Origin of the sequence: Pseudomonas orientalis (genome assembly GCF_022807995.1) — a bacterium.
GTDB lineage: Bacteria > Pseudomonadota > Gammaproteobacteria > Pseudomonadales > Pseudomonadaceae > Aquipseudomonas > Aquipseudomonas orientalis_B.
On sequence record NZ_CP094351.1, the window covers coordinates 2,462,928 to 2,487,443 of the forward strand.

The following is a 24,516-nucleotide window of genomic DNA, read 5'->3' on the forward strand; positions in this document are numbered from 1 at the left end:
TTGTGCCTGGTTTTATCCAGGCAATATTCCCTGAGTAGACACCCGGTATTATCCAGGTTGTAACATCCTTCGACACACGGAAAAGCCGCGGATGATACCGACTCAGGCAGGATTAGGGAGTGGATTACCTCAGAAAGTTCGATTTTTTATGTGGGTATTTTCCTGTATCTCTGAGTTTTTCACCTAAAGCGCCCATGGCAATGGCAAAAAGCTTTCGCTCCGAGCATCAGGGCGTGTAGCGTTGACGCGTATTCCGGTGCTGATCTCCAGAACCCGTGAATACGGGCAGAGGGGCGGCTCATGGGGCAAACGCTGATCAAACTTTTCCTTACCCGGCGCCTGGCGGCCCTGGCCAGTATCGAATCGCTGCGTGCGATCCGCGAGGGATTATTGTGGATCCTGCCCTGTCTGTTGGTGTCCGCCGGTTTTCTTATCCTGTCCGAATGCGTCAGGATGCTCGGGTTCAGCCCTCAGGCCGTAAGCTTCCTGGCGGGTCTGCATGACCGCATCAGCTCAGTGATCCCGCTGCTGGTCGCAGCCTCCATCGGTTACATGTTAGCCATTCAGCACCGCTTGCCACAGCTGCCGATTGCCTTTCTGTGTCTTACCCAGGTCGTGCTGGCCACGTTTCTCTTGCGCGAATACCCACGGGCTTCGGCGACCTTTCTGCTGTTCATTGCCATCGCTTCGCCGCTGATCAATGTGCCCGCCGTTGCCTGGCTGCACCGTTTTCGTTGGACACGCCTGGTCCATGAAGACCTGATCGGACACAACCTCAAGGGCACGATCAATATGGTGCTGCCCGGCGCGATCACCGCGTTGGCATTGGTGGTGGTGCTGTCAATGCTGTTGCAGATCCCCTATGTGGCGCAACTGCAGGGGCCGCAGGTGCTCGATGCATTACAGGCGCCTTACGGCAGCGGTTTGTTCGTGACCTTGATGAACTCGCTGTTGTGGTTTTTTGGTATTCACGGCGTGTACGCCCTGCAACCGCTGTTCGATGTGCTGGATCAGGCGGTGACGCTCAACGGTGCGGCGCTGGCTGCGGGCGAACCGGTCCCGTACCTGCTCAACAGCGGCCTGTTGGGCAGCTTCGCATTTATCGGCGGGTCGGGCAGCGCGTTGTGCCTGCTCCTGGCAATCCTGCTGTGTTCCAGGAGCCGGTCCATGCGGTTGCTGGCGATGGCCAGCTTGCCGCTCTCGTTATTCAATGTCAGCGAAGTGCTGTTGTTCGGTTTGCCGATCATCCTCAATCCGCGGTTGTTCATACCGTTTCTGTTGGTGCCGGCGTTGAACGCAATGGCAGCGTTGGCAGTGGTGCAAGTGGGCTGGGTGTCACCCGCAGTGGCCAGCGTGCCGTTTACCGCACCGGTATTGCTCAATGCCTACCTCAGTACCCATGGCGATATGGCAGCCGTGGCGCTGCAGGTCGTGCTGGTGGGCCTGGGCACGCTGGTGTATGCGCCTTACGTACGGGCGATTCATCGCCAGCCCAGCGAAGGCGGTACGGTGTATCTCAAGTCACTGGACATGACCTTTCGCGGCCTTGAGGAGAAGGGTCGATTGCTGGAGTTTGACCCCATCCTGGCTTCGCATCGCACCCTGGCCCGCCAGGCCGTGGAGTTGAGCCGCATCCAGCAGATCAGCGATTACGAGTTCTATCTTGAGTTCCAGCCTCAAGTCTCCACCCGTACCGGCCTGTGCACCGGTTGCGAAGCCTTGATGCGCGCCCGGGACAGCCAGGGCACGGTGCATTCGCCCTGGGAATTCCTGCAATGGTTGGCCCAGGCACGGTTGATGCCGGACGTGGACGTGTGGGTCGCGTCCCAGGCCGTGCGCCAATATCAGAAGTGGAAGAAAGCAGGTTTTGAATTGCCCATCACTATCAACGTTTCCAGCTTCACGCTCAAGGACGCGGCCTTTGGTGATCGCCTGGTGGAGATTCTCGCCCAGGCCCACGGATGGGTGTCGGTGGAGATCACTGAAGATGCGTTGGTCAGCGATATCCAGGCTACTCGTCAAACCATTCAGAAACTTCAGGCGTTGGGGGCCAAGGTGTATATCGATGATTTTGGCACCGGGTTTTCGGCATTGAGCTATCTGCACCAGTTTCCGGTGGATTTTATCAAGATCGACCGCAGCTTCGTGGTCGCCCAGCACGACCCCAAGGGCGCGCAGGTGCTGACGGGTATGCTGCGGTTCTGCGAGGCACTGAGCCTGGGCGTGGTGGTGGAAGGGGTCGAGACCGCCGAGCAATTGGCGTTCCTGAATACGGGAGCCGAGTTGTTTATCCAGGGATGGTATTTCAGCAGGGCGTTGCCGGGGGATGAGATGCCGCAGTTTGTGCGCGAGCGGGCCGCATTGGCTTGATCAGGCGGGCCCGGTTTGAATGTGGAAGCCGGTGGGCTCCCACATTTCAGGCCGTCTAGGCGGTCTCGTAGCCACGATTGGTCTGCTCGATCTCCTCAATCAGTCCATCTATTCCCTGTAGCCGGGCACGATTATCGTGATCCCACGGATGAAATCCCGGTTTGAAATAGTGCAGCCAGGGCCGCAGCATGCGCGGAAACACGCCCCTGGGGCCGTACAGAAACTTGAGCATGCGCCAGAACCCCTTCAGATGCCCTCCCGACTTGCGGTCGGCAATCAGCAGGCGCACGTGGAAGTCGAACACCACCAGCCAGAAGAGCAGCGTGGTAAACAGCATGGTGCCGGTGCGCAGCAGGTAACGCTTGGGTCCAGGCTTGATCACCTGGTTCCACACATCGAAGGCCACAGCTTTATGTTCGGTCTCTTCCAGAGCGTGCCAATACCACATCTGCCGATAGCCCTTGAGTGAGTCGCCAAAACGCGATGGGTCGCTCAGCAGGATCTCGGCAAGCATCGCAGTGTAGTGCTCAAGGGCGATGGTCACGGCGAGGTTGAAGGACGGCGGCAGGTGTTTCTTTTGCAGGTCGAGGAAGAACTTCAAGCGCCGGTCGAGGCGGTGCGCCGGCAGGCCCGCCGCTTGCAGCAGGTCGTTGTAGGCCACGTGCTCACGGCTGTGCATGGCTTCCTGGCCGATGAAACCCTGGATTTCCTTCTTGAGACCCGGATCGTCGATGCGGGCCCGGTAATGGCGCACGCTGTCCATGAAAAACAGCTCGCCCTGGGGAAACAGCAGCGACAGCGCGTTGAAAAAGTGCGTCACGAACGGGCCTTGTTCGTGCCAGTTGGTGATGCGCCCGGCGGGCAGGGCGAAACGGATATCACGGCGAATGGGCAACATGGGGCGTACTCCTGTTCAGAGGCGAGGCTCGTCGTTGGTTTCAAACACGGGCGTGCGTGGTTTGGGCGCCATGCGCCTGCTGGCAAACACCACCAGGGCTTGATAGGCGGCCGGCAGGCAACGGGCGAGCAGGTCGAGGAAATAGGCATCGCGGCCAATCAGGACGCGGCGCTTGTTTTTGCGCACGCCTTGCAGGATCACGCTGGCGGCCTGGTCGGCGTCGGTGATAAACAGCTTTTCGAAATCGGCGCGTGCCTGCTGTTCGCTGTGGATCAGAAAGCCGGTCATGTTTGCGTCGATACGGCTGCTGCGGCAGATATCGGTGCGAATACCGCCGGGGTGCACGCACGTGGCGGAGACGCCGCAGCGTTGCAGGTCCAGCTCCTGGCGCAGCGCTTCGGTAAAGCCGCGTACCGCAAATTTGCTGGCGTTGTAGCCGCTCATGCCAGGCTGGGCGAACAGGCCGAACACGCTGGAGGTGTTGATGATATGCCCGTCGCCGCTGGCTTTCAGGTAAGGCAGGAACGCCTTGGTGCCATGCACCACTCCCCAGAAATTGATGCCGAGGATCCACTCCAGATCGGCATAATCCACGCCTTCCACGGTGCTCGACAGCGCCACCCCGGCATTATTGAAGATCAGGTTGACCTGGCCGTGATCCGCCGCACAACGCGCTGCCCACTCCTGCATGGCTTGGCGGTCAGCCACATCCACTACCTGGGTGGTGACGGTGACCGGTGACAGGGTCGACGTCCTGATCAAGTCCAGGGTGTGCTCCAGCCCTTGGCTGTTCTTGTCGGCCAGGGCCAGGTGACAACCTTCCCGTGCCAGGGCCAGGGCCAAGGCGCGGCCCATACCGGAGGCCGCTCCCGTGATTGCCGCGACGCGGCCGTTGAATGACTTCATGACAGGCTGCCTTCTGTGGCGCAATGAGGGCTTGGCTCCGGACGCTGCGCAGGTGTAACCGGCGCCCGGCTGACCACGTAATCCTTGAGCGCAAAATGCCGGGTGACCTGCTTGAAGCGCCACGTCGAGCCTGGCCACAGTGTGGTGTTCCTGCCGGTGCGCGGGTCGAGGTACCAGCTGCGGCACCCGCCGGTATTCCAGATGGTGCGCTTGAGCTTGCCTTGCAATTGCTCATTGTAGGCCTGCTCCACGGCGGGTTTGACGTCCACGGTGGCGATGCGCTGGTGCTGCATTTGTTGCAACGCATCAAGGATATAAGTGACTTGGGCTTCGATCATCAGGATCATCGAGTTGTGCCCCAGGCCCGTATTCGGCCCGACGATCAGGAACAGGTTGGGATAGCCTGGCACCGTGGTGCCTTTGTAGGCATGGGCGCCGTCATGCCAGGTGTCCATCAGGTCGGCACCGTTGCGCCCGATGATGCAATCACGGGGCAGGGGGTCGGCGGCCTGGAAGCCGGTGCCGAAAATCAGGCAATCGGCGGGGTGCTTGATGCCGTCGGCGGTCACCACGCCATCGGCTTCGATGCGCAGCACCTTGTCGGTCACTACCTCGACATTACTGCGTGACAAAGCCGGGTAGTAGTCGTTGGAGATCAGCACACGCTTGCAGCCGATGGTGTAATCCGGCGTCAGAACGTTGCGCAGGGAAGGGCGGGTCACCTGTTTGTGCAGATGGCGCAAGGCGATTTTCTGCACCATCGTCATCAAGCGCGGGTGCAAGGCAAAGCCCACCACGCGACCTTCCAGTGCCCAATAAAAGGCACTACGCACCAGCCGTTGGGTAAACGGCAGATGCTTGAACAGCCAGCGTTCGGTACGGGTGATCGGGCGGTCGGGCTTGGGCATGATCCACGGCGGTGTGCGTTGGAACAGGTCCAGGTGCGCCACCTGCGGTGCGATCTGCGGCACGAACTGAATGGCGCTGGCGCCGGTACCGATCACCGCGACGCGCTTGCCCTTCAGGCTGTAGTCATGGTCCCACTGCTGCGAATGAAAACGCTTGCCCTTGAAGCTGTCCAGCCCGGGGATGTCCGGCAGTGCCGGGCGCGACAGCCCGCCCATGCCCGACACCAGCACGCGCGCGCTGACCTGGCGGCCATCGCTGAACGCCAGTTGCCAGCGCTGTCGCTGATCATCGAACACCGCCTGCTGCAAGCCCATGCCGAAGCGCAGGTGCGGCGCCAGCTCGAAACGTTGTGCGCAGTGTTCCAGGTAAGCGCGAATTTCCGCTTGCGGAGCAAATTGGCGCGTCCAGTGCGGGTTGGGCGCAAAGGAAAATGAATAGACATGGGACTGCACGTCACAGGCACAGCCGGGGTAGTGGTTGTCACGCCACGTGCCTCCCAGGCTGTCGGCCTGCTCGGCGACAAAGAAATCGGTGAGCCCGGCTCCCTTGAGTTTGATCGCCATGCACAGGCCGGCGAAGCCTGAGCCGATGATCGCGATGTCGACGTTGTCACTGTGGGCGTTCATAGGTTGTCCTTCTCGGGCATCGGATGTGCTCCCGTCTTTTTGTTGTGTGTTTTGGATAGAACACCATTGCAAAGAAAAATTGAATTAATTATTTTAAAAAAGATTTTAAATAATCTACCTGAAAATTTCGTCTACGCCAGGGCCTTGTTCGATCCGTGCGACTTGTCCGACAGACGCACCTGGAGGTTGGGCCCAAGGTAGGGACGAACGTTGAGGCCTCGATCAATCCCGGTCGGGTCGCCAGCAGCAGGGAAGCAGAGGACCGAGCTATGGCTGTCGAGTGGGTTGTCGCTGCGGGTGTGGTGATAGGCGCGAGCGCTGCGTTGTGGGTATTCAGTGCATGGATGACACGGCGCATCGAAACGGCTGTTCCGATCAACGGGCGTTTTGTCGAGGTGGATGGCGAGCGCTTTCATTATGTGGAAGAAGGTAAAGGCCCGGCGCTGGTGATGATCCACGGGCTGATGGGCAGCAGTCGTAACCTGACCTACGCGCTATCCGGTCAGTTAAGTGAGCACTTTCGCGTTATCAGCGTGGATCGGCCCGGGTCGGGCTACTCCACTCGACAGCGTGGCACGGCGGCAGATCTGCCGGCCCAGGCTCGCCAGATTGCTGCCTTCATCAACACCCTCGGCCTGGACAAGCCGCTGGTGTTGGGGCATTCACTGGGCGGTGCGATTGCCCTGGCCCTGGCCCTTGATCATCCCCACGCGGTATCCGGCTTGATCCTGGTGGCGCCCCTGACCCATCCCCAGCGCATGTTGCCCCTGGTTTTCCTGTCATTGGCGGTACGTCCCGCCTGGCTGCGACGCTGGGTGTCGCGCACCTTGACGATGCCCTTGGGTCTGTTGACCAAGGGTGCGGTGGTCAAGGGTGTGTTCGCCCCCGACGCCGCCCCGCCGGACTTCGCCACGCGCGGCGGTGGCTTGCTGGGGATGCGTCCCGACAACTTCCATGCGGCGTCCACCGAGATCAACCAGGTCAATGATCACCTACCGGACATGGTCAAGCGCTACCCTCAGTTGACACTGCCCATCGGCCTTATCTACGGCGCGCGGGACCACGTGCTCGACTTTCAAAAGCATGGCCAGGCCCTTGCCAGCAAAGTGCCGGGGCTGAAGTTGCAGGTGGTGGAAGACCGTGGGCACATGTTGCCGATTACCGCTACCGAGCGTGTAGTAACGGTGGTCGAGCACGTCGCCAAACAGGTTCGATCGGTACAGACCGCCACCCTGTTACATCCTTCGTTTGCCTTGGCGAGCAAATAATCGTGCCTGTTCACTCGCGGTTCCAGCGCGTCAACGCCTGCCCTAGACACCTGGCCGAAGGTCTGAAAAAGAGACTGCCCGGTCACGGAAAAAAGGCCTGGATAAACTGGTTGACGACCTAACGATTCCGCGCTATTTATTTAAAAAAATTATTTCAATGTTCAATTTGAAACAGTTTTTGAAATGCCTAAGAGCGAATAAAATAATGAAAAGAACGCCTTTTATCGCATGGTTGATTTCTCGCAGCGGTCAGCGCTGCGTCACTGCCTCGGCTGCTTTCACCTGTGCCCGGAGGTTGCCATGAACCAGACTCTGGCAGCTCCAAGCGTCTGGGCCGACGGCAAGCGGTACCTGTGGTGGCTCGGCATTATGCCTCTGGCGACCCCCTTGCTTTCGGGTGCGCTGGCCATCGGCACCGGTATCCAGCAACTGTGGTGGGTCGGGGTACTGGTCATCTTCGGCCTGATCCCGTTGATCGACGGCCTGCTGGGCGAGGATGTCAGCAACCCGCCCGAATCCGCTGTCAGCCACCTCGAATCCCAGCGCTATTACCGTTGGATCGTCTACACCGGCGTGCTGTTTGTAATCGCCTCGGTGGTGGTTACCGGTTGGCTCGCCGCCGGTGGCATTGACTGGATCATTCGCGGCGGGCTTATGCAGGCAACCGCCACGCTGGACCCTTCCAACTGGCTGGCAAAAACTGCCGCCTTCATTACTGCGCGCGCCGAGCTGCACGGTCAGGTCAGTGGGTTCACGTATCTGGGCATGGCGATGTCCACCGGGGCGGCCACCGGTATTGCGATCAACACCGCCCATGAGCTGGGCCACAAACCCAAGCCGCTGGAAGTGTTTCTGGCCAAGGTAACGCTGGCGCCGACCTTCTACGGCCACTTCTATACCGAACACAACCGGGGCCACCACGTACGCGTCGCCACCCCGGAAGACCCGGCCAGTTCCCGCCTGGGTGAAAGCTTCTGGGCCTTCCTGCCGCGTTCGGTGTGGTTCAGCGCGCGCTCGGCGTGGAACCTGGAGCGCGAACGCCTGCGCAAACTCGGGCTGCCGGCCTGGCACTGGAAGAACGCCGTGCTCAGCGCCTGGATGTACAGCGTGCTGCTCTGGGGGGCAATGATTGCCTGGCTGGGTGCGGCGGTGATCCCGTTCCTGATCATCCAGGGCATCTACGGTTTCTCGCTGCTTGAAGTGGTCAATTACGTCGAACATTACGGCCTCAAACGGCAGAAACTGCCCAATGGTCGTTATGAGCGCTGTTCGCCGCGTCACTCCTGGAACAGCAACCGGATTGTGACCAACATCTTTCTGTTCCAATTACAACGGCATTCCGATCACCATGCCAACCCAACTCGTAGTTATCAGTCGTTGCGGCACTTTGATGAGTCACCGCAACTACCGTATGGTTACGCAAGTATGATTGTCTGGGCGTACGTGCCTTACTTGTGGCGGCGACGGATGGACCATCGTGTATTGAATCATTATGCCGGCGATATAACCTTGGCGAATCTTCAGCCGTCACAGCGTTTGAAGTATCTGGAGAAGTACGGCGGCGACGCCAAGTCGTTTTAATTTGAAATAAATAATGCTTTTTCGAGTGTATTTCGATAAGGATTTCTGCGCCGATTATTTGATAGCTTAGTTGCAAGGCAGTTGTTTATCCGAGCATGAATAATTTCAAGGGAAGGGTCTGAACATGCAAGTAAGTGCAAAGTTTACCGTTCATGTGCTGTTGGCCGCGTGGGGCCTGATCGCCTGTCAACATGCCCACGCCGCCCGTATTGAACCTGCCGGCAGTACGTTTACAGCCCAGGGGCCCATCAGTTTTTCCAAGGGCACGTTGATCAGTGCCGACTGCACCATCAAGGTGGCCGGCAAGGTGGCGGCCGATGGGACGTCGGTCAATATCGACAAGGTAGCGTTCGACGGCGGGCTCAAATGCAGCCGAGTCGAAGCTATTAATTTGCCATGGCTTTTGATTGCGAAAGATACCAAAAGCGGCTCGATGTCGAAGATCAGCGTGGATGTGCATGCCTTCGGCCTGGGCGGCAAGTGCGGTCCATCTACTGCAACAGGTAGCTGGGATAACATTACCGGAAAGTTGGAGGCGGCCAATGTGCCGATCGGTGATGACTGCATAATCAAGACGGTATCAATCAAGATGCCGCCTGATTTTAAAGTGGTGGAATAAGTGTGTCGGATTTAACCGAATTTGGCTGGAACGCGAAGTTCTGCAGTTTTCACCGTGACTTCGTGTTCATGGCCATTACCCCAGGCGAATAACTCGCCATTACATGTGAGGCAAAATAATGAAAAGCTTGAAAACCCTCGTTTGTGCTACTTCGTTCGCCCTGAGCCTTGGTGCAGTGTCGATGGCCAACGCTGCCACTATCGCGCCTGCCGGCACGGCGTTCTCCACATCGGGCTCGATCACGGTGACCTCGCCCGCATCCCTGAATCTGCCGGTGACGTGCAACATCGCCTTTACCGGTTCCGTCGCGGCTGATGGCTCGAGCGCTTCGATCACAGGTGCAACGGTCAACGGTTCCAATGCGCTGTGTGGTGTACCCAAGTTGTTGGGCCTGCCGTGGACATTGAACGTGGCAAGCGGCGGCCCTGATGCCTTCACCGGTACGGTGTCGGGCGTGAATTTCCAGATTCTGAACAACTGCTCTGCTTCGCCGGTGACCATCAATGTCGGCTTCAGTAACTCCACCAACCAGTTGAAGGTGCCAAGCACACAAACCGTTGGCTCCTGCAAAATTACCGCTCTGACCGCTACACCGTCTCCGGCCTTTACCGTTACCCCATAAATGCCGTGAGCATTTGACGTGATGATCACACGTTGAAACACGCCAGTGCCTCGCAAGGGGCACTGGCTGCGGGAGGCCAGGTCGGGACAACCGATCTCGGAGGATAAAAACAATAAGGAGTGGAGCATGAATAACAAGAAGCAACAGGCACGTACATTGTTGAGCCTGGCCATTCTCGGCGGCCTGATCACGGCGACAGGCCACGCACACGCTGGCGGTTTCTCGACGCCGACCTTCGGTGCACCCGGATGGGGACGTGCCTTCGGGGGGGGCTCACTGTTCCAGAATGATCCTTCCGCGGCCTACAACAACCCGGCCGGCATGGCGTTCATCGATCATACGATTTCTCAATTTACCGTTGATTACGCGCGTATCAACGTTAAATACAAGGGCACGGCCACGGACTATGCAGGCAACGCGCCTGCGGCGGTCGACCCTACGGATTTGAGTTCCACGCCACGCACCGGCGATGGCGGGCAAGGGGGCTTCACCGCCTGGTTGCCAACCGGCTTCATGGTGATCCCGATCAACGACCGTTTTGCGTTCGGGCTGAGCCAGGTGGTACCGATGGGTGCGCGCACCACCTGGGATCAAGACTGGATCGGTCGCGACTTTGCCGTTGATACGCGCATTGAAACGGTGGGTGTCACAGGCTCCCTGTCGTTCAAGGTCAATGACCAGTTTTCGGTGGGTGGCGGTGCCATCGTTCAGCACACCAAGGGCTTTGTCAGCCAGAACCTGGACCTGTATTCCGCTGCGGCGTTGTCGCCGGAAATCGGTATCCCGTTTCCTTCCGGGGTCGGCTCCTCACTGATGCGCGTCAAGGTGGATAACACCTCGGTCGGTTGGTTCGCCGGTGTAGTCTGGAAGCCTACCGAGTTCGATACCCTGGGCTTGAACTACCACGCCAAAATCAAGAATAAACTCGAAGGCAAGTACAATTTGTATGCTGACGAGGCGAACAAATCGCTGATCGAAGGCGGCTTGCCGGCGCTGGCGTATCCGGGGCTGGACCTCAACGTCAATGGCGCCAAGGCGTCGACACAACTGGACGTGCCCGCCAACGCCTCCATCGACTGGGTACACCAGTTCAATGATCGCCTGACCCTGGGCGCCAGCGTCACCTGGACGCAATGGTCGTCGTTCAAGGCGCTGACATTGAAGTCCGAGGGCACGCAGATTGTGTCGATTCCCTACAACTACAAGGACGCCTGGATGGTGTCGCTGGGTGGCGACTACAAATTCACCGACGACTTCACCTTCCGCGCCGGTGTCGCCACCGATCAGACGCCGACCCGCAACTCTACGCGTGACCCGCGTATCCCTGACGGTGATCGGATATTCGCCTCCCTGGGTTTTGGCTACAACATCCGCGCTGTTCCCGGTTTGAGCATCGACGGCGCCTATTCGCGACAGTTCGTCGAGAAAGCCAAGCTGCGGACGCACAACCAGGATCGCCTGGGCGGCGCAACGCTGGATGGTAAAGCCGACGCCAAGGGCGAGGTCGTCAGTCTCTCAGCGACGTACGCGTTCTGATCCGTTAATGGTGCGCGACCTGTGGTAGACGGGTCGCGTAGTCGTACTGATGCAATTTGATAATGATTTGAAAGGCTGATCCGCTGAGCCCATTATTTTTTCGCCAAAGCATTAAATAAAAATTTCAAAACAAAATTTGAATTTGTTTTTCCGAGTTTGTAGTGTGGCTCTAAGCCGCCGCTCAATCCGAGCGGTCCGCAGGTGTCACGCCCTGGATCAAGTAGAGGTATCTCCATGGTTATCTGGTTATTGGTGGGTTTCACCGCAGCAACTGCCCTGGCGTATCGACAAGCTGCTGCAACGTTGTGGCTGGGTGCGAGCTTGGTGTGGCTGGCGGCTGGCTTTCTTTTCAATGTGGTGGCCGCCTTCGGCGCCAGCGTCGCAGCGGTGCTGGTGCTGCTGCCGGCCGTGGTGCTGGCGATCAAACCGCTGCGCCGTGTGCTGTTGACCGGCAAGGCCCTAGGGCTGTTTCGTACGATCATGCCGGCGATGTCCGACACCGAGCGCGCGGCCATCGAGTCCGGCACCGTGTGGTGGGACGCCGAGCTGTTCAGCGGCAAGCCCGACTGGCAGCGCCTGTTGCAAGCCGCACCGGCCAGCCTGAGTACCGAAGAGCAGGCGTTTCTCGACAATGAAGTGGAAACCCTGTGCGACATCGCCAATGACTGGGAAACCACTCAGGTGTGGCAGGACATGTCTCCCGAAGGCTGGCAATACACCAAGGACGCGGGCTTTCTCGGCATGATCATTCCCAAACAGTACGGCGGCAAGGGCTTCTCCCACTATGCGCACTCCCAGGTGGTGATGAAGCTGTCGACCCGCTGCTCGGCGGCGGCCATTTCGGTGATGGTGCCCAACTCCCTGGGCCCCGCCGAACTGTTGCTGCATTACGGCACCGACGCCCAGCGCAACTACTACCTGCCGCGTCTGGCGCGGGGCGAGGACATCCCGTGCTTTGCGCTGACCAGCCCGTATGCCGGCTCCGATGCCGGGGCGATTCCCGATGTGGGCGTCGTGTGCAAAGGCCTGCACGAAGGCGAGCAAGTGCTGGGGTTCAAGGTGACTTGGGACAAGCGCTACATCACCCTCGGCCCGATTGCCACGGTGCTGGGCCTGGCGTTCCGCGCCGAAGACCCGGACGGTCTGCTCGGTGCCGCCGGTTCCCTGGGCATCACCTGTGCGCTGATTCCCACTTCCCATCCGGGCGTGAACAGTGGTCGCCGTCACTGGCCGCTGAACGCGGTATTCCAGAACGGTCCCACCACCGGCAAGGATGTGTTCATTCCGCTGGAGTGGGTGATCGGCGGCCGCGAACAAGTCGGCAACGGCTGGCGCATGCTGATGGAATGCCTGGCGGCGGGCAGGGCGATTTCGCTGCCGTCGGCCAATGTCGGCCTGGGCAAAGTGGCGGTACGGGGCACCACCGCCTACGCGGCGATGCGTAAACAGTTCGGCCTGCCCATCGGCAAGTTCGAAGGGGTGCAGGCGCCGCTGGCACGCATGGCCGGGCATTTGTATGCCTGTGATGCGGTGCGCAAGGTGTCGGTGGCGTCCCTGGACGCCGGCGAGAAACCCTCGGTGATTTCGGCCATCGCCAAATACCACGTCACCGAGCGCGCACGCATGATCGTCAACGATGGCATGGACATCGTCGCCGGCAAGGGCATCTGCATGGGGCCCAACAACTTCCTGGCCCGTGCCTATCAGCAAAGCCCCATCGCCATCACGGTGGAGGGCGCTAACATCATGACCCGTTGCCTGATCATCTACGGCCAGGGCCTGATCCGCTGCCATCCCTATGTGTTCCGCGAGATGGAAGCGGCGCGCGAGCCGGATCGGCGCAAGGCCGTGGAGGCGTTCGACAGCGCGATGTTCGGCCATGTGAGCTTTGTATTGGCCAACACCGTGCGCGCGGCGGTGCATGCACTGACCGGCGGCCGGTTGCTGTCTGCCCCGGCCAGGACCGACCCGGCGCTGGCGTCCTACTACCGTCAGGCCAATCGCTTGTCGGTAGTGCTGGCGCTGGTCTCGGACATTTCCATGGGCGTACTGGGTGGCGCCCTCAAGCGCAAGGAAAGCATCACCGGGCGCCTGGGCGATATGCTTTCGCAGTTGTACATCCTGTCCTGCGTGCTCAAGCGCTTTGAGGATGACGGTCGGCCACAGGCGGACCTGCCCCTGGTGCATTGGGCGGCCCAGGATGCCTTGCTGCGGGCTCATGAAGCCCTGGCTGAAGTCCTCGACAATTACCCCTCGAAAGCCGCTGCCGGGGTGCTGCGTGGTTTGAGTTTTCCGTTCGGCATTCCCTTGCACAAGCCGTCGGACCGCCTGCTGGCCCAAGTGGCCGACGTGGCGCAGACCCCCGGCGAAACCCGCGACCGGCTGCTGGCCGATTCTTACATCCCACGCCCGGAGATCGACAAGCTGGCTTACGGCGAACTGGGGTTGCGCTTGTTGCCCCAGGTTGAACTGATCGAGACACGGCTCAAGCCCGCCATCAAGCAAGGCCTGCTTGAGCCGATGCCGATTTCCGCTGTGGCCTTTGCAGGCTGGCGCGTCAAGGCGCGGGCGCTGGACTTGATCAGCGACGACGAAGAAGCCTTGCTCGCCCGCTACGTGGAATACGCCGACCACGCTATCCAGGTCGACGATTTCCCGCAGGACTTTGGCTTGCTGGAGGCCCTGCAGCAGCGCAAGCAAGCGTTGGAGCCCGCCGCCAAGCGTCGCGCCAGCCAAAGCGAAAATGCGTCGGTCAATTAAGCCAATCGCGGTCCCAATGTGGGAGGGGGCTTGCCCCCGATGGCGGTCTGACAGGTGCATCTGCGTGGGCAGACACACCGCTATCGGGGGCAAGCCCCCTCCCACATTTGATCGGATTTACACAGTAGGATTTGTGTTGTGAGTGAGTGTCCCTATGAGTGACAGCTACCTTTCTTTCGTCAATTCCCCCTGGGGTCGTCGCCTGGCCCGGGCCGCCGGCTTGCCGCAACCTCTGCCCCTGCAGCGCCACCGCAGCGGCCAGCAGGGACTGGCCAACCCGGTGATCCTCGCCGGGGCAGGGCGCCTGGCGGAGCAGGTGCAACGCATCTTCACTGGCACCGAAACCGTCGCCGCCACCCCGGCCACCCTCAGGGCGCCGTCCACGGTCAAGGTGCAGGGCGCGGTTTTCGATGCCACCGGCGTGACAGATCTGCAGCACCTGGATGAGCTGTACCGGTTCTTTCACGCCAATGCCAAACGCCTGGACCAGCACGCTCGCGTGGTGGTCCTGGGTACCGCGCCGGAACACTGCCGGGACTTGCCCCAAGCCGTCGCCCAGCGCGCGCTCGAAGGTTTGGTGCGCTCGCTGGCCAAGGAGCTGCGCCGGGCGATCACCGTGCAATTGATCTACGTGGCGCCCGGCGCCGAGAACGCGTTGGACAGCAGCCTGCGCTTCTTTCTGTCGCGTCGTTCGGCCTATGTGTCGGGGCAAGTGGTACGCCTGGAAATACCACTGGACGATGCGCCAACTGTTAATTGGAATAGGCCGTTCGCCGGTCGTCGCGCCCTGGTCACCGGTGCCTCCCGGGGCATTGGCCTGGCCATCGCCCAGGTGTTGGCGCGCGACGGTGCCCATGTGGTGTGTGTCGACGTGCCACAGGCCCAGCTGGCACTGCAGCAGGCCGCCGACAGCGTGAATGGCTCGGCGCTGCCTCTGGACATCACCGCGCCGGATGCCGTCGCGTTATTGCTGGCGCATGTCGGCCAGTACGGCGCCTTTGATGCGGTGGTTCACAACGCCGGGATTACCCGCGACAAGACCATCGCCAAAATGACCGAAGCTGCCTGGCGCAGTGTGCTGGCGGTCAACCTCGAAGCGCCGCTGCAGCTCAGCCAGGCGCTGCTGGACAACCAGGGCGTCAACCCCGGTGGGCGCATCGTCTGTGTGTCGTCGATTTCCGGTATTGCCGGCAACCTCGGGCAGAGCAACTACGCCACCTCCAAGGCCGGGGTGATCGGCCTGGTGCAGGGTCTGGCCCCGCAGGCGGCGGCGCGACAGGTGACGGTGAATGCCGTGGCGCCAGGGTTTATCGAAACGCAGATGACCGCGAAAATTCCGCTGATGATCCGCGAAGCCGGGCGGCGCATGAATTCCCTGTCCCAGGGCGGGCAACCGATCGACGTGGCCGAGACCATCGCCTGGCTGGCTCACCCCGCCTCGGGCGGCATCAACGGCCAGGTGGTGCGGGTGTGCGGCCAAAGCCTGCTGGGAGCTTGAACCATGGATTACGTGACGCAAATCATCGACCCGCCGCCCTCGCGCACCCGATTGTTGCTCGACGGCGTGCGCGGCTTGCGCAAGCCCAAGCCCGACGGCGCGCCGCCACTGCCCAGGGAGCGTCTGGTACGCCCGGCGGTGGAACTGTCGGACGCGGCCATCGCCGCCTATGGCCGCGCCTGTGGTTTTCGCCGCGAACAGGGCGTGTCGCTGTCCTATCCTCATGTGCTGGCGTTCCCGCTGCACTTGATGCTGCTGACCCGCCCCGGCTTCCCGTACCCGGCCAGCGGCATGGTGCACCTGGCCAATCGCATTCGCCAGCACCAGCGTTTGCACGAAGGTCAGGCACTGCGCCTGGAAGTCTTCTGTGAACGCTGGGTCGCCCATCCCAAAGGGCAAGCGTTGAGCATTGCCACCCGTGCCTACGGCGACGAGGCCCTGGTGTGGGAAAGCGACAGCCTGTACCTGCGCCGCGACGTGAAAAATCCCGTCGGGGAGCTGTGGGTGGAGGCACTGCCGTTGCAGGAAGAAGGCTTGCTGCGCACCCAGCGCTGGGTCTTGCCCGCCGATCTGGGGCGTCGTTTTGCCAAGGTTTCGGGGGACTTCAATCCGATTCATACGTCGGTCATGGGCGCGAAGGTCTTCGGCTTTCGCCGCGCCATCGCCCACGGCATGTGGACCCTGGGCCGAGCGCTGGCCGCACAGCAGCCACCGGGTGGCCTGGACCGCGCCGAGGCCCATTGCGATTTCAAGTTGCCGATCTTCCTGCCCGGGCAGGTCGGCCTGTGGAGTCACCCCGTGACCGGCCCGCTGCGCGAGTTCGAAGTGCGCAATGCCGCCGGCGACAAACCGCATATGCGCGGCTTGTTTATGTGGGATCAACCGCCTGGAATGAGAGCCTTGCATGAGTGAATACAGCTTCAATCCGGCCCCGAGCCGGCGCGTGGCGATCATTGGCGGTAACCGACTGCCGTTTGCCCGGTCCAATACCGTCTATGCCCATGAGAGTAATCAGGACTTGCTGGTGGCTGCGCTGCAAGGCCTGGTCGACCGCTACAACCTGCACGGCCAGCGCCTGGGGGAGTTCGCCGCCGGTGCGGTGATCAAGCATTCGCGCGATTTCAACCTGGCCCGTGAGTCACTGCTGTCGACCACGTTGTGCGCGCAGACGCCTGCCTACGATGTGCAACAAGCCTGTGGCACGGGTCTTGAGGCCGCGTTGCTGGTGGCCAATAAAATTGCCCTCGGCCAGATCGAGGTCGGCATTGCCGGGGGCGCCGACACCACCTCCGACGCGCCCATCGGCATCAACGAATCCCTGCGTCACACCTTGCTCGCAGCCAATCGGGCCAGGGGCCTGGGCGCTAAACTCAAGACGCTGTCGAAGGTGCGCCCATCGATGTTGTTCAAGCCGCTGCTGCCGCGCAATGGCGAGCCACGCACCGGCCTGTCCATGGGCGAGCACTGCGAAGAAATGGCCAAACGCTGGCAGATCAAGCGCCTGGCCCAGGACGAGTTGACCCTCGCCAGTCATCAACGGCTGGACGCGGCCTATCAGTGCGGTTTCTTCGACGATCTGATCAGCCCCCATCGCGGCCTGGCCCGGGACAACAACCTGCGTGCCGATATCAGCCTGGAAAAACTCGCCGGCCTCGCGCCGGCCTTCGACCGCCACAACGGCGCGCTCACCGCCGGCAACTCGACGCCCCTGACCGACGGCGCCTCGGTGGTGCTGCTGGCCAGTGAAGCCTGGGCCGCCGCCAATGGCTGGCCGGTGCTGGCCTACCTGCGCACCGGCGAAACGGCGGCGGTGAATTTCGTCGACGGCACCGAAGGCCTGTTGATGGCCCCGGTCTACGCCGTACCGCGCATGCTCAAGCGCGAAGGGCTGGGCTTTGCCGACTTTGATTTCTTCGAGATCCACGAAGCCTTCGCCGCCCAGGTGCTGTGCACGCTCAAGGCCTGGGAAGACCCGGACTACTGCCGCGAGCGGCTGGGCCTGGATGCACCGTTGGGCGCTATCGACCGCAGCAAAATGAACGTCAACGGTGGATCGCTGGGTTGCGGCCATCCGTTTGCCGCCACCGGTGGCCGGCAGCTGGCGGCGCTGGCCAAGGCCATCCATGAGCGCGGTGGCGGTCGCGGGTTGATCTCGATCTGTGCGGCGGGCGGGTTGGGTATCACCGCCATCGTCGAAAAGTAGCCTCATCCACAACAACAATAAGGACACTGCCATGAACGCCATCAGCCTGGAACAGACCGAACGCATCTGGTTGAACGCCTATCTGCCCGGCGTGCCGGCGGACATCGATGCCGCCATCGAGGATTACCCCTCATTGCGTGAAGTGTTCCTGGAGCACCTGGAAAAATTCCGCGAGCGGGTGGCCTATGTCAGCATCGGCACGCCGATGACCTACGCCGATTGGAACATCCAGGGCCACGCCTTCGCCGCCTGGCTGCAGGGCCAGGGGGTGAAGAAGGGTGACCGTGTCGCATTGATGATGCCCAATTGCTTGCAGTACCCGATCTGCCTGCTGGGCACGATCCTGGCCGGCGCGGTGGTGGTCAACGTCAATCCGTTGTACACCGCCCATGAACTCAAGCACCTGCTCAAGGACAGCGGCGCCGAGACCGTGGTGATCTTCGAAAACTTCGCCCACACCCTGGAAAAAGTCATCGTCGGCAGCAGCGTCAAGCGCGTGGTGGTGGCGGCCATCGGCGACTTGCTTGGCACTTTCAAGGGCGCGGCGATGAACTTCATCCTGCGCAGCGTACAAAAGCAGGTGCCGGCCTTCAGGTTGCAAGGTTGCGTGCGTTTCAATCAGGTGCTCAAACAGGGGCGGGCGCTGACGCATCTGCCGGTCAGCCTGGACCGCGATGAGCTGGCCTTCCTGCAATACACCGGCGGCACCACCGGCGATGCCAAGGGGGTGATGCTCAGCCATCGCAATATCATCGCCAACCTGTTGCAGGCCAAGGCCTGGGTTGGCGATCAATTGGACCAGGACAAGCAGGAAACCAACGTCACCCTGTTGCCGCTGTACCACATTTTTTCCCTGACGGTGAACTGCCTGATGTTCATGTGCCTGGGTGGCCGCAATATCCTCATCGCCAATCCTCGGGACGTGAAACGGGTACAGATGATCCTGCGCAAAGAGCGCTTCAACGGCATCGCCGGGGTCAATACGCTGTTCAACGGTTTGCTGGAAAACAAGGAATTTTGTGCGCGGGACTTTTCCGACCTGCGCCTGGTGATCGCTGGTGGCATGGCTACGCATACCGCGGTGGCCAAGCGTTGGAAAGAAGTCACCGGGCTGCCGATCGTTGAAGGCTACGGGCTGACCGAGTGTTCACCGGTGGTGAGCATCAGCCCCATCGACATTCACCGTATGCGCGAGATGGCATTCACCGGCAGCATCGGCGTGCCGTTGCCGTCGACCTGGGTGCGCTTCATGCGTGAAGACGGTGAACTGGCCGAGGTCGGCGAGCCGGGTGAATTGCAGGTGCGCGGTCCGCAAGTGATGCAGGGCTACTGGAAGCGCCCCAAGGAAACCGCCGAGGTGCTGGACGCTGACGGTTGGTTGTCTACCGGTGATATCGGCGTGATGGATGAACGCGGTTACATCCGCCTGGTGGACCGCAAGAAGGACATGATCCTGGTCTCTGGCTTCAACGTGTACCCCAATGAAATCGAAGACGTGGTGGCGCTGCACCCAGGGGTGGCGGAAGTGGCGGCGATTGGCGTGGAGGATGGCGTGACCGGCGAGCGAGTCAAGATCATCGTGGTACGCAAGGACCCGAGCCTGACCCAGGAGCAGATCCTCGCCCATTGCCGGGAATACCTGACCGGGTACAAGGTGCCCAGGTATGTGGAGTTTCGCACCACGGAGTTACCCAAAACCACCGTCGGCAAGGTGCTACGCCGAGCCTTGCGCTGATAGTGAAGATAACGCAGACCAAATGTGGGAGGGGGCTTGCCCCCGATAGCGGTGTGTCAGTCACCGAATCATTGGCTGACCCACCGCCATCGGGGGCAAGCCCCCTCCCACATTTTCAAACCGTGCCCACTTTTACCCAGCGCTCTTCATGAGCAGCCATCCGAATCGCCGTCGCCAACCGCTCTACCGCCCACGCCGCTTCAAAATCAGTGCCATCACCACCTTGACCCGCCAGCGCCATGATCAGCTCGTGTACCTCCAATGTCTTGAGCTCGTTATACCCCAACTGATGCCCCGCCGCCGGGCTGAACGCGGCATAACCGGGCAGGGCGGGGCCGGCGAGCAGACGCTGGAAACCGTCCTGGCCGACGCGGCACAGGCGCAGTTCGTTCAAGCGCTCCTGATCGAACGCCAGCGTGCCCAGGGTGCCGCTGATTTCAAAACTCAGGTGGTTTTTATAGCCGTGCTTGAGCCAACTGCTGCTCACTGTGCCGCGTGCGCCATTGGCGAAACGCAGCAGGGCATGCACCTGGTCATCCACGGCGATGGCTTTCGATTCACTGCTGCCTTTGAAGGCCGGCCGTTGCGCATGGACGGTCTGGGTATCGGCGCACACGCTGACCACCTCGCCGACCAGATAGTGGGCCATCGACAATAGATGGCTGCCGAGGTCCGCCAGTGCGCCGCCGGCGTGTTCCACCTCACAGCGCCATGACCAGGGCGAGGCGGGATCGGCCATGAAGTCTTCGCTGAACTCGCCCTGGAAGCTGATGATCTCGCCCAGCTCGCCGCTGGCAATCATCTGTCGCGCCAGCACGATCATCGGGTTGTGCTGGTAGTTGTAGCCCACCCGCGTCACTACCCCGGCCGCGCCGGCCGCTCGACGCATGGCATCGGCCTGTTGCAGGCTGACCGCCAGCGGCTTCTCGCAATACACCGCCTTGCCTGCCGCAATCGCGGCCATGGCCATGGGGTAGTGCAGATGGTTGGGCGTGGTGATGGCCACCACATCGACCTTGGGATTGTCGATCAGCACCTGCCAGTCGGCATGGGCCTGGGCAAACCCCCAGGCACTGGCGCAATGCTGCGCGCGCTCGGTGTCGGCATCGGCCAGCGCCGCCAGTGTCAGCGTGACGGGCAGTTCGAACACCGCCCGGGCGTTGTTGAACGCCAGCGCGTGGGCGCGCCCCATGAAGCCTGTGCCGATCAAGCCGATTCCGAGTTCACGCATCGCCGTGGTCCTTTGGATTATTGTTTTCAGGAGGCGCATTAATGGAATAAATATTCTCAAAAATCAAGATATGGAATAAAAATTCATTAGACGTGCAGCGATCACAGGCGCAGACGAATCATCATTTCAGCTGATGCAGGGATATTCAGCTTGTGGCCAACTGCCGCCAGTTAACAAAAGATAACGTAGCACCGATTGTCAGACGATTCGAAAGCCCGATAGGATGGCCCGTGCTTGCCCCAGGCGCTCTAGATTGCAGGTTTCAGAGCCCTGCGCCAGGCGACACGACCTAACAATAATAAATGGGAGAAAGGTCTATGAGTGAGCCTGTCATGGGTTGGGTTGTTTGCCGCCCACGCGCCGCACGCAAGGTTGCGTTGCTGGCCGCAGCGCTCTCGCTGTTTGGCGCTGTCGCATTGCCGACGGTCGTCCAGGCCGCCAGCGATACCACTTTTGCGATTGAATCCCCCAAGGCCGCCAGAGGCCTGATGATTGACGTGGTGCACGCCGGCCAGCGCCTGGTGGCGGTGGGTGATCGCGGGCATATTCTCTATTCCGACGACCAGGGTGGCACCTGGGTCCAGGCCAAAGTCCCCACCCGGCAACTGCTCACGGCGGTGTTTTTCGTCGATGACAAGCACGGCTGGGCGGTTGGTCATGATGCGCAAATCCTTGCCAGCAGCGACGGCGGCGCCAGTTGGACCCAGCAATACCAGGACCTCAAGCGCGAAGCGCCGTTGCTCGATGTGTGGTTCAACGACGCCAATCACGGCCTGGCCGTAGGCGCCTACGGTGCGCTGATCGAAACCACTGACGGCGGTAAGACCTGGGAAGACGTCAGTGACCGTCTCGACAACGAAGACCAGTTCCACCTGAACGCTATCGCCTCGATCAAGGACGCCGGCCTGTTTATCGTCGGTGAGCAGGGCAGCATGTTCCGCTCCAGCGATGACGGCCAGACCTGGGAAAAACTCGAAGGTCCCTATGAGGGCTCGTTGTTTGGCGTGCTCGGCACCGCTCAGCCGCACACCCTGCTGGCCTACGGCCTGCGCGGCAACCTTTACCGTTCCAGCGACTTCGGCGGCACCTGGGAGCAGGTCGAGTTGAATGCGGCCCGTGGCGCTCTCGAATTCGGGCTGTCGGGTGCGACCTTGCTCGATGACCGTTCCATCGTCGTGGTGGGCAACGGCGGCAGCGTGGTGGTCAGCCACGACGATGGCCAGACCTTCAGCGTATTCAACCGCCCGGACCGGATTTCGCTTTCGGCAGTGACGGCCGCAGGCAATGGCAACTTGATTCTGGTCGGGCAGGGTGGTGTGCGTGTGGCCACCGACACCGGCGCTGAACCAAAAAAACAATAAGAAGGCGGGGAACGCATGAGCAGTCATCACAACGATAAAGCGACCTTTCTTGAGCGCCTGATCTTCAACAACCGCCCGGCAGTGATCGTCATCTGCCTGCTGGTGAGTGTCTTCCTGTTCTGGCAGGCGACCTTGATTCGCCCGTCCACCAGCTTTGAAAAGATGATCCCCCTCAAGCACCCCTTCATCGAAAAGATGATGGAGCACCGTAATGACCTGGCCAACCTGGGCAACACGGTGCGTATTTCGGTGGAGGCCAGGGACGGCGATATCTTCACCCGGGAGTACATGGAAACCCTGCGGCAGATCAACGACGAGGTGTTCTATATTTCCGGTGTCGATCGCTCGGGCCTCAAGTCGCTCTGGAGCCCCAGCGTACGCTGGACCGAAGTCACCGAAGAAGGCTTCGCCGGCGGTGAAGTGATCCCGCAAAGCTACAACGGCTCGCCGCAAAGCCTCGACCAGTTGCGCAATAACGTGCTCAAGTCCGGTCAGGTCGGACGGCTGGTGGCCAACGACTTCAAGTCAAGCATCGTCGATATCCCGTTGCTGGAGTCCTACCCGGATCCGCAGGACCAGGGCAAATTGCTGGCTCTGGACTATCGCAAGTTCTCCCATGAACTCGAAGACAAGATCCGCGACAAGTTCGAAGCCCAGAACCCCAACGTCAAGATTCATATTGTCGGCTTTGCCAAAAAGGTCGGCGACCTGATCGATGGCCTGGTGATGGTGGTGCTGTTCTTCGGCGTTGCGTTCGTCATCACCCTGATTCTGCTGCTGTGGTTCACCAACTGCCTGCGCAGCACCATTGCGGTGTTGAGCACGACATTGGTGGCGGTGGTCTGGCAACTCGGGCTGATGCACTTCTTCGGTTTCGGACTGGACCCGTATTCAATGCTGGTGCCGTTCCTGATCTTCGCCATCGGCATTTCCCACGGCGTGCAGAAAATCAACGGCATCGCCCTGCAATCCAGCGAGGCGGACAACGCATTGACTGCCGCACGGCGCACCTTCCGGCAATTGTTCCTGCCGGGGATGATCGCGATCCTCGCTGACGCCGTGGGCTTTATCACGCTGCTGATCATCGACATCGGCGTGATCCGTGAACTGGCGATCGGCGCGTCCATCGGCGTGGCGGTAATCGTGTTCACCAACCTGATTCTGCTGCCCGTGGCGATTTCCTACGTCGGCATCAGCAAGCGCGCCATCGCCAAGAGCAAGAAAGATGCAAATCGCGAGCATCCGTTCTGGCGGCTGCTGGCCAAATTCGCCAGCCCCAAAGTCGCCCCGGTGTCGGTGCTGCTGGCCCTGATCGCCTTTGGCGGCGGCCTGTGGTACAGCCAGAACCTGAAAATCGGCGACCTCGACCAGGGGGCACCGGAACTGCGCCCGGATTCGCGCTATAACAAAGACAACAACTTCATCATCAACAATTACTCCACCAGCTCCGACGTGCTGGTGGTGATGGTCAAGACCAAGGCTGAGGGCTGCTCGCGCTATGAGGCCATGGCGCCCATCGACCAGTTGATGTGGAAAATGCAGAACACCGAGGGCGTGCAGTCGGCGATCTCCCTGGTGACCGTGTCCAAGCAGATGATCAAGGGCATGAACGAGGGCAACCTGAAATGGGAAACCCTGTCGCGCAACCCCGACGTGCTGAACAACTCCATCGCCCGTGCCGATGGCCTGTACAACAACAATTGCTCGCTGGCGCCGGTGCTGGTGTTCCTCAACGACCACAAGGCCGAGACCCTGGACCGTGCGGTGCATGCGGTGCAGGACTTCGCCAGGGAGAACAACAAGGACGGCCTGGAATTCATTCTCGCCGCCGGTAATGCCGGGATTGAGGCCGCCACCAACGAGGTGATCAAGGAGTCGGAGCTGATCATCCTGATCCTGGTGTACCTGTGCGTGGCGACCATGTGCATGATCACCTTCCGTTCCTGGGCGGCGACCCTGTGCATCGTGCTGCCGCTGGTGTTGACCTCGGTGCTGGGTAACGCGCTGATGGCGTTCATGGGCATCGGCGTGAAAGTCGCGACCTTGCCGGTGGTGGCCCTGGGCGTGGGCATCGGCGTGGATTACGGCATCTACATCTACAGCCGCCTGGAAAGTTTCCTGCGCGCCGGCCTGCCGCTGCAAGAGGCGTACTACCAGACGCTCAAGTCCACCGGTAAAGCCGTGCTGTTCACCGGCCTGTGCCTGGCCATCGGCGTGTGCACCTGGATTTTCTCGGCGATCAAGTTCCAGGCCGACATGGGCCTGATGCTGACCTTCATGCTGCTGTGGAACATGTTCGGTGCGTTGTGGCTGCTGCCGGCACTGGCGCGGTTCCTGATCAAGCCCGAGAAGCTGGCAGGGCAGAAGGGCAACTCGTTGTTTGCGCACTGATA

17 protein-coding genes are annotated in these 24,516 nt (G+C 60.8%); 13 read left to right on the plus strand and 4 right to left on the minus strand.

Going from position 1 to position 24,516, the window contains the following annotated elements; translation table 11 throughout:
* Positions 1-300 precede the first annotated feature (300 nt).
* The gene (locus MRY17_RS10925) at positions 301-2,370 is read left to right on the plus strand and encodes an EAL domain-containing protein (RefSeq protein WP_191953352.1); all 2,070 of its coding nucleotides are present in this window, start codon (positions 301-303) and stop codon (positions 2,368-2,370) included.
* 55 nt (positions 2,371-2,425) lie between these two features.
* On the opposite strand, the gene MRY17_RS10930 is transcribed toward MRY17_RS10925, so the two are convergent.
* The 3 genes from MRY17_RS10930 to MRY17_RS10940 are packed head-to-tail and all read right to left on the minus strand — an operon-like array spanning position 2,426 to position 5,709.
* Positions 2,426-3,268, minus strand: coding sequence for a metal-dependent hydrolase (locus tag MRY17_RS10930; RefSeq protein WP_191953351.1), 843 nt, complete (start codon positions 3,266-3,268; stop codon positions 2,426-2,428).
* 15 nt (positions 3,269-3,283) lie between these two features.
* The gene (locus tag MRY17_RS10935; RefSeq protein WP_191953350.1) at positions 3,284-4,174 is read right to left on the minus strand and encodes an SDR family NAD(P)-dependent oxidoreductase; all 891 of its coding nucleotides are present in this window, start codon (positions 4,172-4,174) and stop codon (positions 3,284-3,286) included.
* On the minus strand, positions 4,171-5,709 hold the full coding sequence (locus tag MRY17_RS10940) for a flavin-containing monooxygenase (protein WP_243353751.1): 1,539 nt from the start codon (positions 5,707-5,709) through the stop codon (positions 4,171-4,173). Before MRY17_RS10940 ends, MRY17_RS10935 begins: the two co-directional genes overlap by 4 nt.
* Before the next feature lie 269 nt (positions 5,710-5,978).
* On the opposite strand from MRY17_RS10940, the gene MRY17_RS10945 reads away from it, so the two are divergent.
* The 10 genes from MRY17_RS10945 (at position 5,979) to MRY17_RS10990 (ending at position 19,531) form a co-directional block, all read left to right on the plus strand.
* Positions 5,979-6,977 (plus strand): alpha/beta fold hydrolase, encoded by a 999-nt coding sequence (locus MRY17_RS10945; protein WP_191953348.1) that lies wholly within the window; start codon positions 5,979-5,981, stop codon positions 6,975-6,977.
* Between the two features lie 300 nt (positions 6,978-7,277).
* On the plus strand, positions 7,278-8,558 hold the full coding sequence (locus MRY17_RS10950) for an alkane 1-monooxygenase (protein WP_181283193.1): 1,281 nt from the start codon (positions 7,278-7,280) through the stop codon (positions 8,556-8,558).
* Between the two features lie 124 nt (positions 8,559-8,682).
* The gene (praA, locus tag MRY17_RS10955) at positions 8,683-9,177 is read left to right on the plus strand and encodes an alkane oxidation protein activator PraA (RefSeq protein ID WP_181283194.1); all 495 of its coding nucleotides are present in this window, start codon (positions 8,683-8,685) and stop codon (positions 9,175-9,177) included.
* Positions 9,178-9,295: 118 nt separating this feature from the next.
* On the plus strand, positions 9,296-9,799 hold the full coding sequence (gene praB / locus MRY17_RS10960; protein ID WP_169794955.1) for an alkane oxidation protein activator PraB: 504 nt from the start codon (positions 9,296-9,298) through the stop codon (positions 9,797-9,799).
* A 126-nt stretch (positions 9,800-9,925) separates the two neighbouring features.
* Positions 9,926-11,335: an outer membrane protein transport protein gene (locus tag MRY17_RS10965; protein WP_057722135.1), complete on the plus strand. Its 1,410-nt coding sequence runs from the start codon at positions 9,926-9,928 to the stop codon at positions 11,333-11,335.
* A 234-nt stretch (positions 11,336-11,569) separates the two neighbouring features.
* Positions 11,570-14,095 (plus strand): acyl-CoA dehydrogenase, encoded by a 2,526-nt coding sequence (locus tag MRY17_RS10970; RefSeq protein WP_243353752.1) that lies wholly within the window; start codon positions 11,570-11,572, stop codon positions 14,093-14,095.
* A gap of 154 nt (positions 14,096-14,249) precedes the next feature.
* The gene (locus tag MRY17_RS10975; RefSeq protein ID WP_243353753.1) at positions 14,250-15,593 is read left to right on the plus strand and encodes a 3-oxoacyl-ACP reductase; all 1,344 of its coding nucleotides are present in this window, start codon (positions 14,250-14,252) and stop codon (positions 15,591-15,593) included.
* Positions 15,594-15,596: 3 nt separating this feature from the next.
* Positions 15,597-16,505, plus strand: a complete 909-nt coding sequence (locus MRY17_RS10980) for a MaoC/PaaZ C-terminal domain-containing protein (protein WP_243353754.1) — start codon at positions 15,597-15,599, stop codon at positions 16,503-16,505.
* On the plus strand, positions 16,498-17,796 hold the full coding sequence (locus MRY17_RS10985; RefSeq protein WP_243353755.1) for an acetyl-CoA C-acetyltransferase: 1,299 nt from the start codon (positions 16,498-16,500) through the stop codon (positions 17,794-17,796). Before MRY17_RS10980 ends, MRY17_RS10985 begins: the two co-directional genes overlap by 8 nt.
* A gap of 31 nt (positions 17,797-17,827) precedes the next feature.
* Positions 17,828-19,531: an AMP-binding protein gene (locus MRY17_RS10990; RefSeq protein WP_243353756.1), complete on the plus strand. Its 1,704-nt coding sequence runs from the start codon at positions 17,828-17,830 to the stop codon at positions 19,529-19,531.
* A 115-nt stretch (positions 19,532-19,646) separates the two neighbouring features.
* On the opposite strand, the gene MRY17_RS10995 is transcribed toward MRY17_RS10990, so the two are convergent.
* Positions 19,647-20,762, minus strand: a complete 1,116-nt coding sequence (locus MRY17_RS10995; RefSeq protein ID WP_243353757.1) for a Gfo/Idh/MocA family protein — start codon at positions 20,760-20,762, stop codon at positions 19,647-19,649.
* A 332-nt stretch (positions 20,763-21,094) separates the two neighbouring features.
* Between MRY17_RS10995 and MRY17_RS11000 the strand changes: the two genes are divergently transcribed.
* Together MRY17_RS11000 and MRY17_RS11005 are read left to right on the plus strand one after the other, a co-directional pair.
* On the plus strand, positions 21,095-22,123 hold the full coding sequence (locus MRY17_RS11000) for a WD40/YVTN/BNR-like repeat-containing protein (RefSeq protein ID WP_243353931.1): 1,029 nt from the start codon (positions 21,095-21,097) through the stop codon (positions 22,121-22,123).
* Between the two features lie 15 nt (positions 22,124-22,138).
* Positions 22,139-24,514, plus strand: a complete 2,376-nt coding sequence (locus tag MRY17_RS11005) for an efflux RND transporter permease subunit (RefSeq protein ID WP_191953338.1) — start codon at positions 22,139-22,141, stop codon at positions 24,512-24,514.
* Positions 24,515-24,516: the final 2 nt, after the last annotated feature.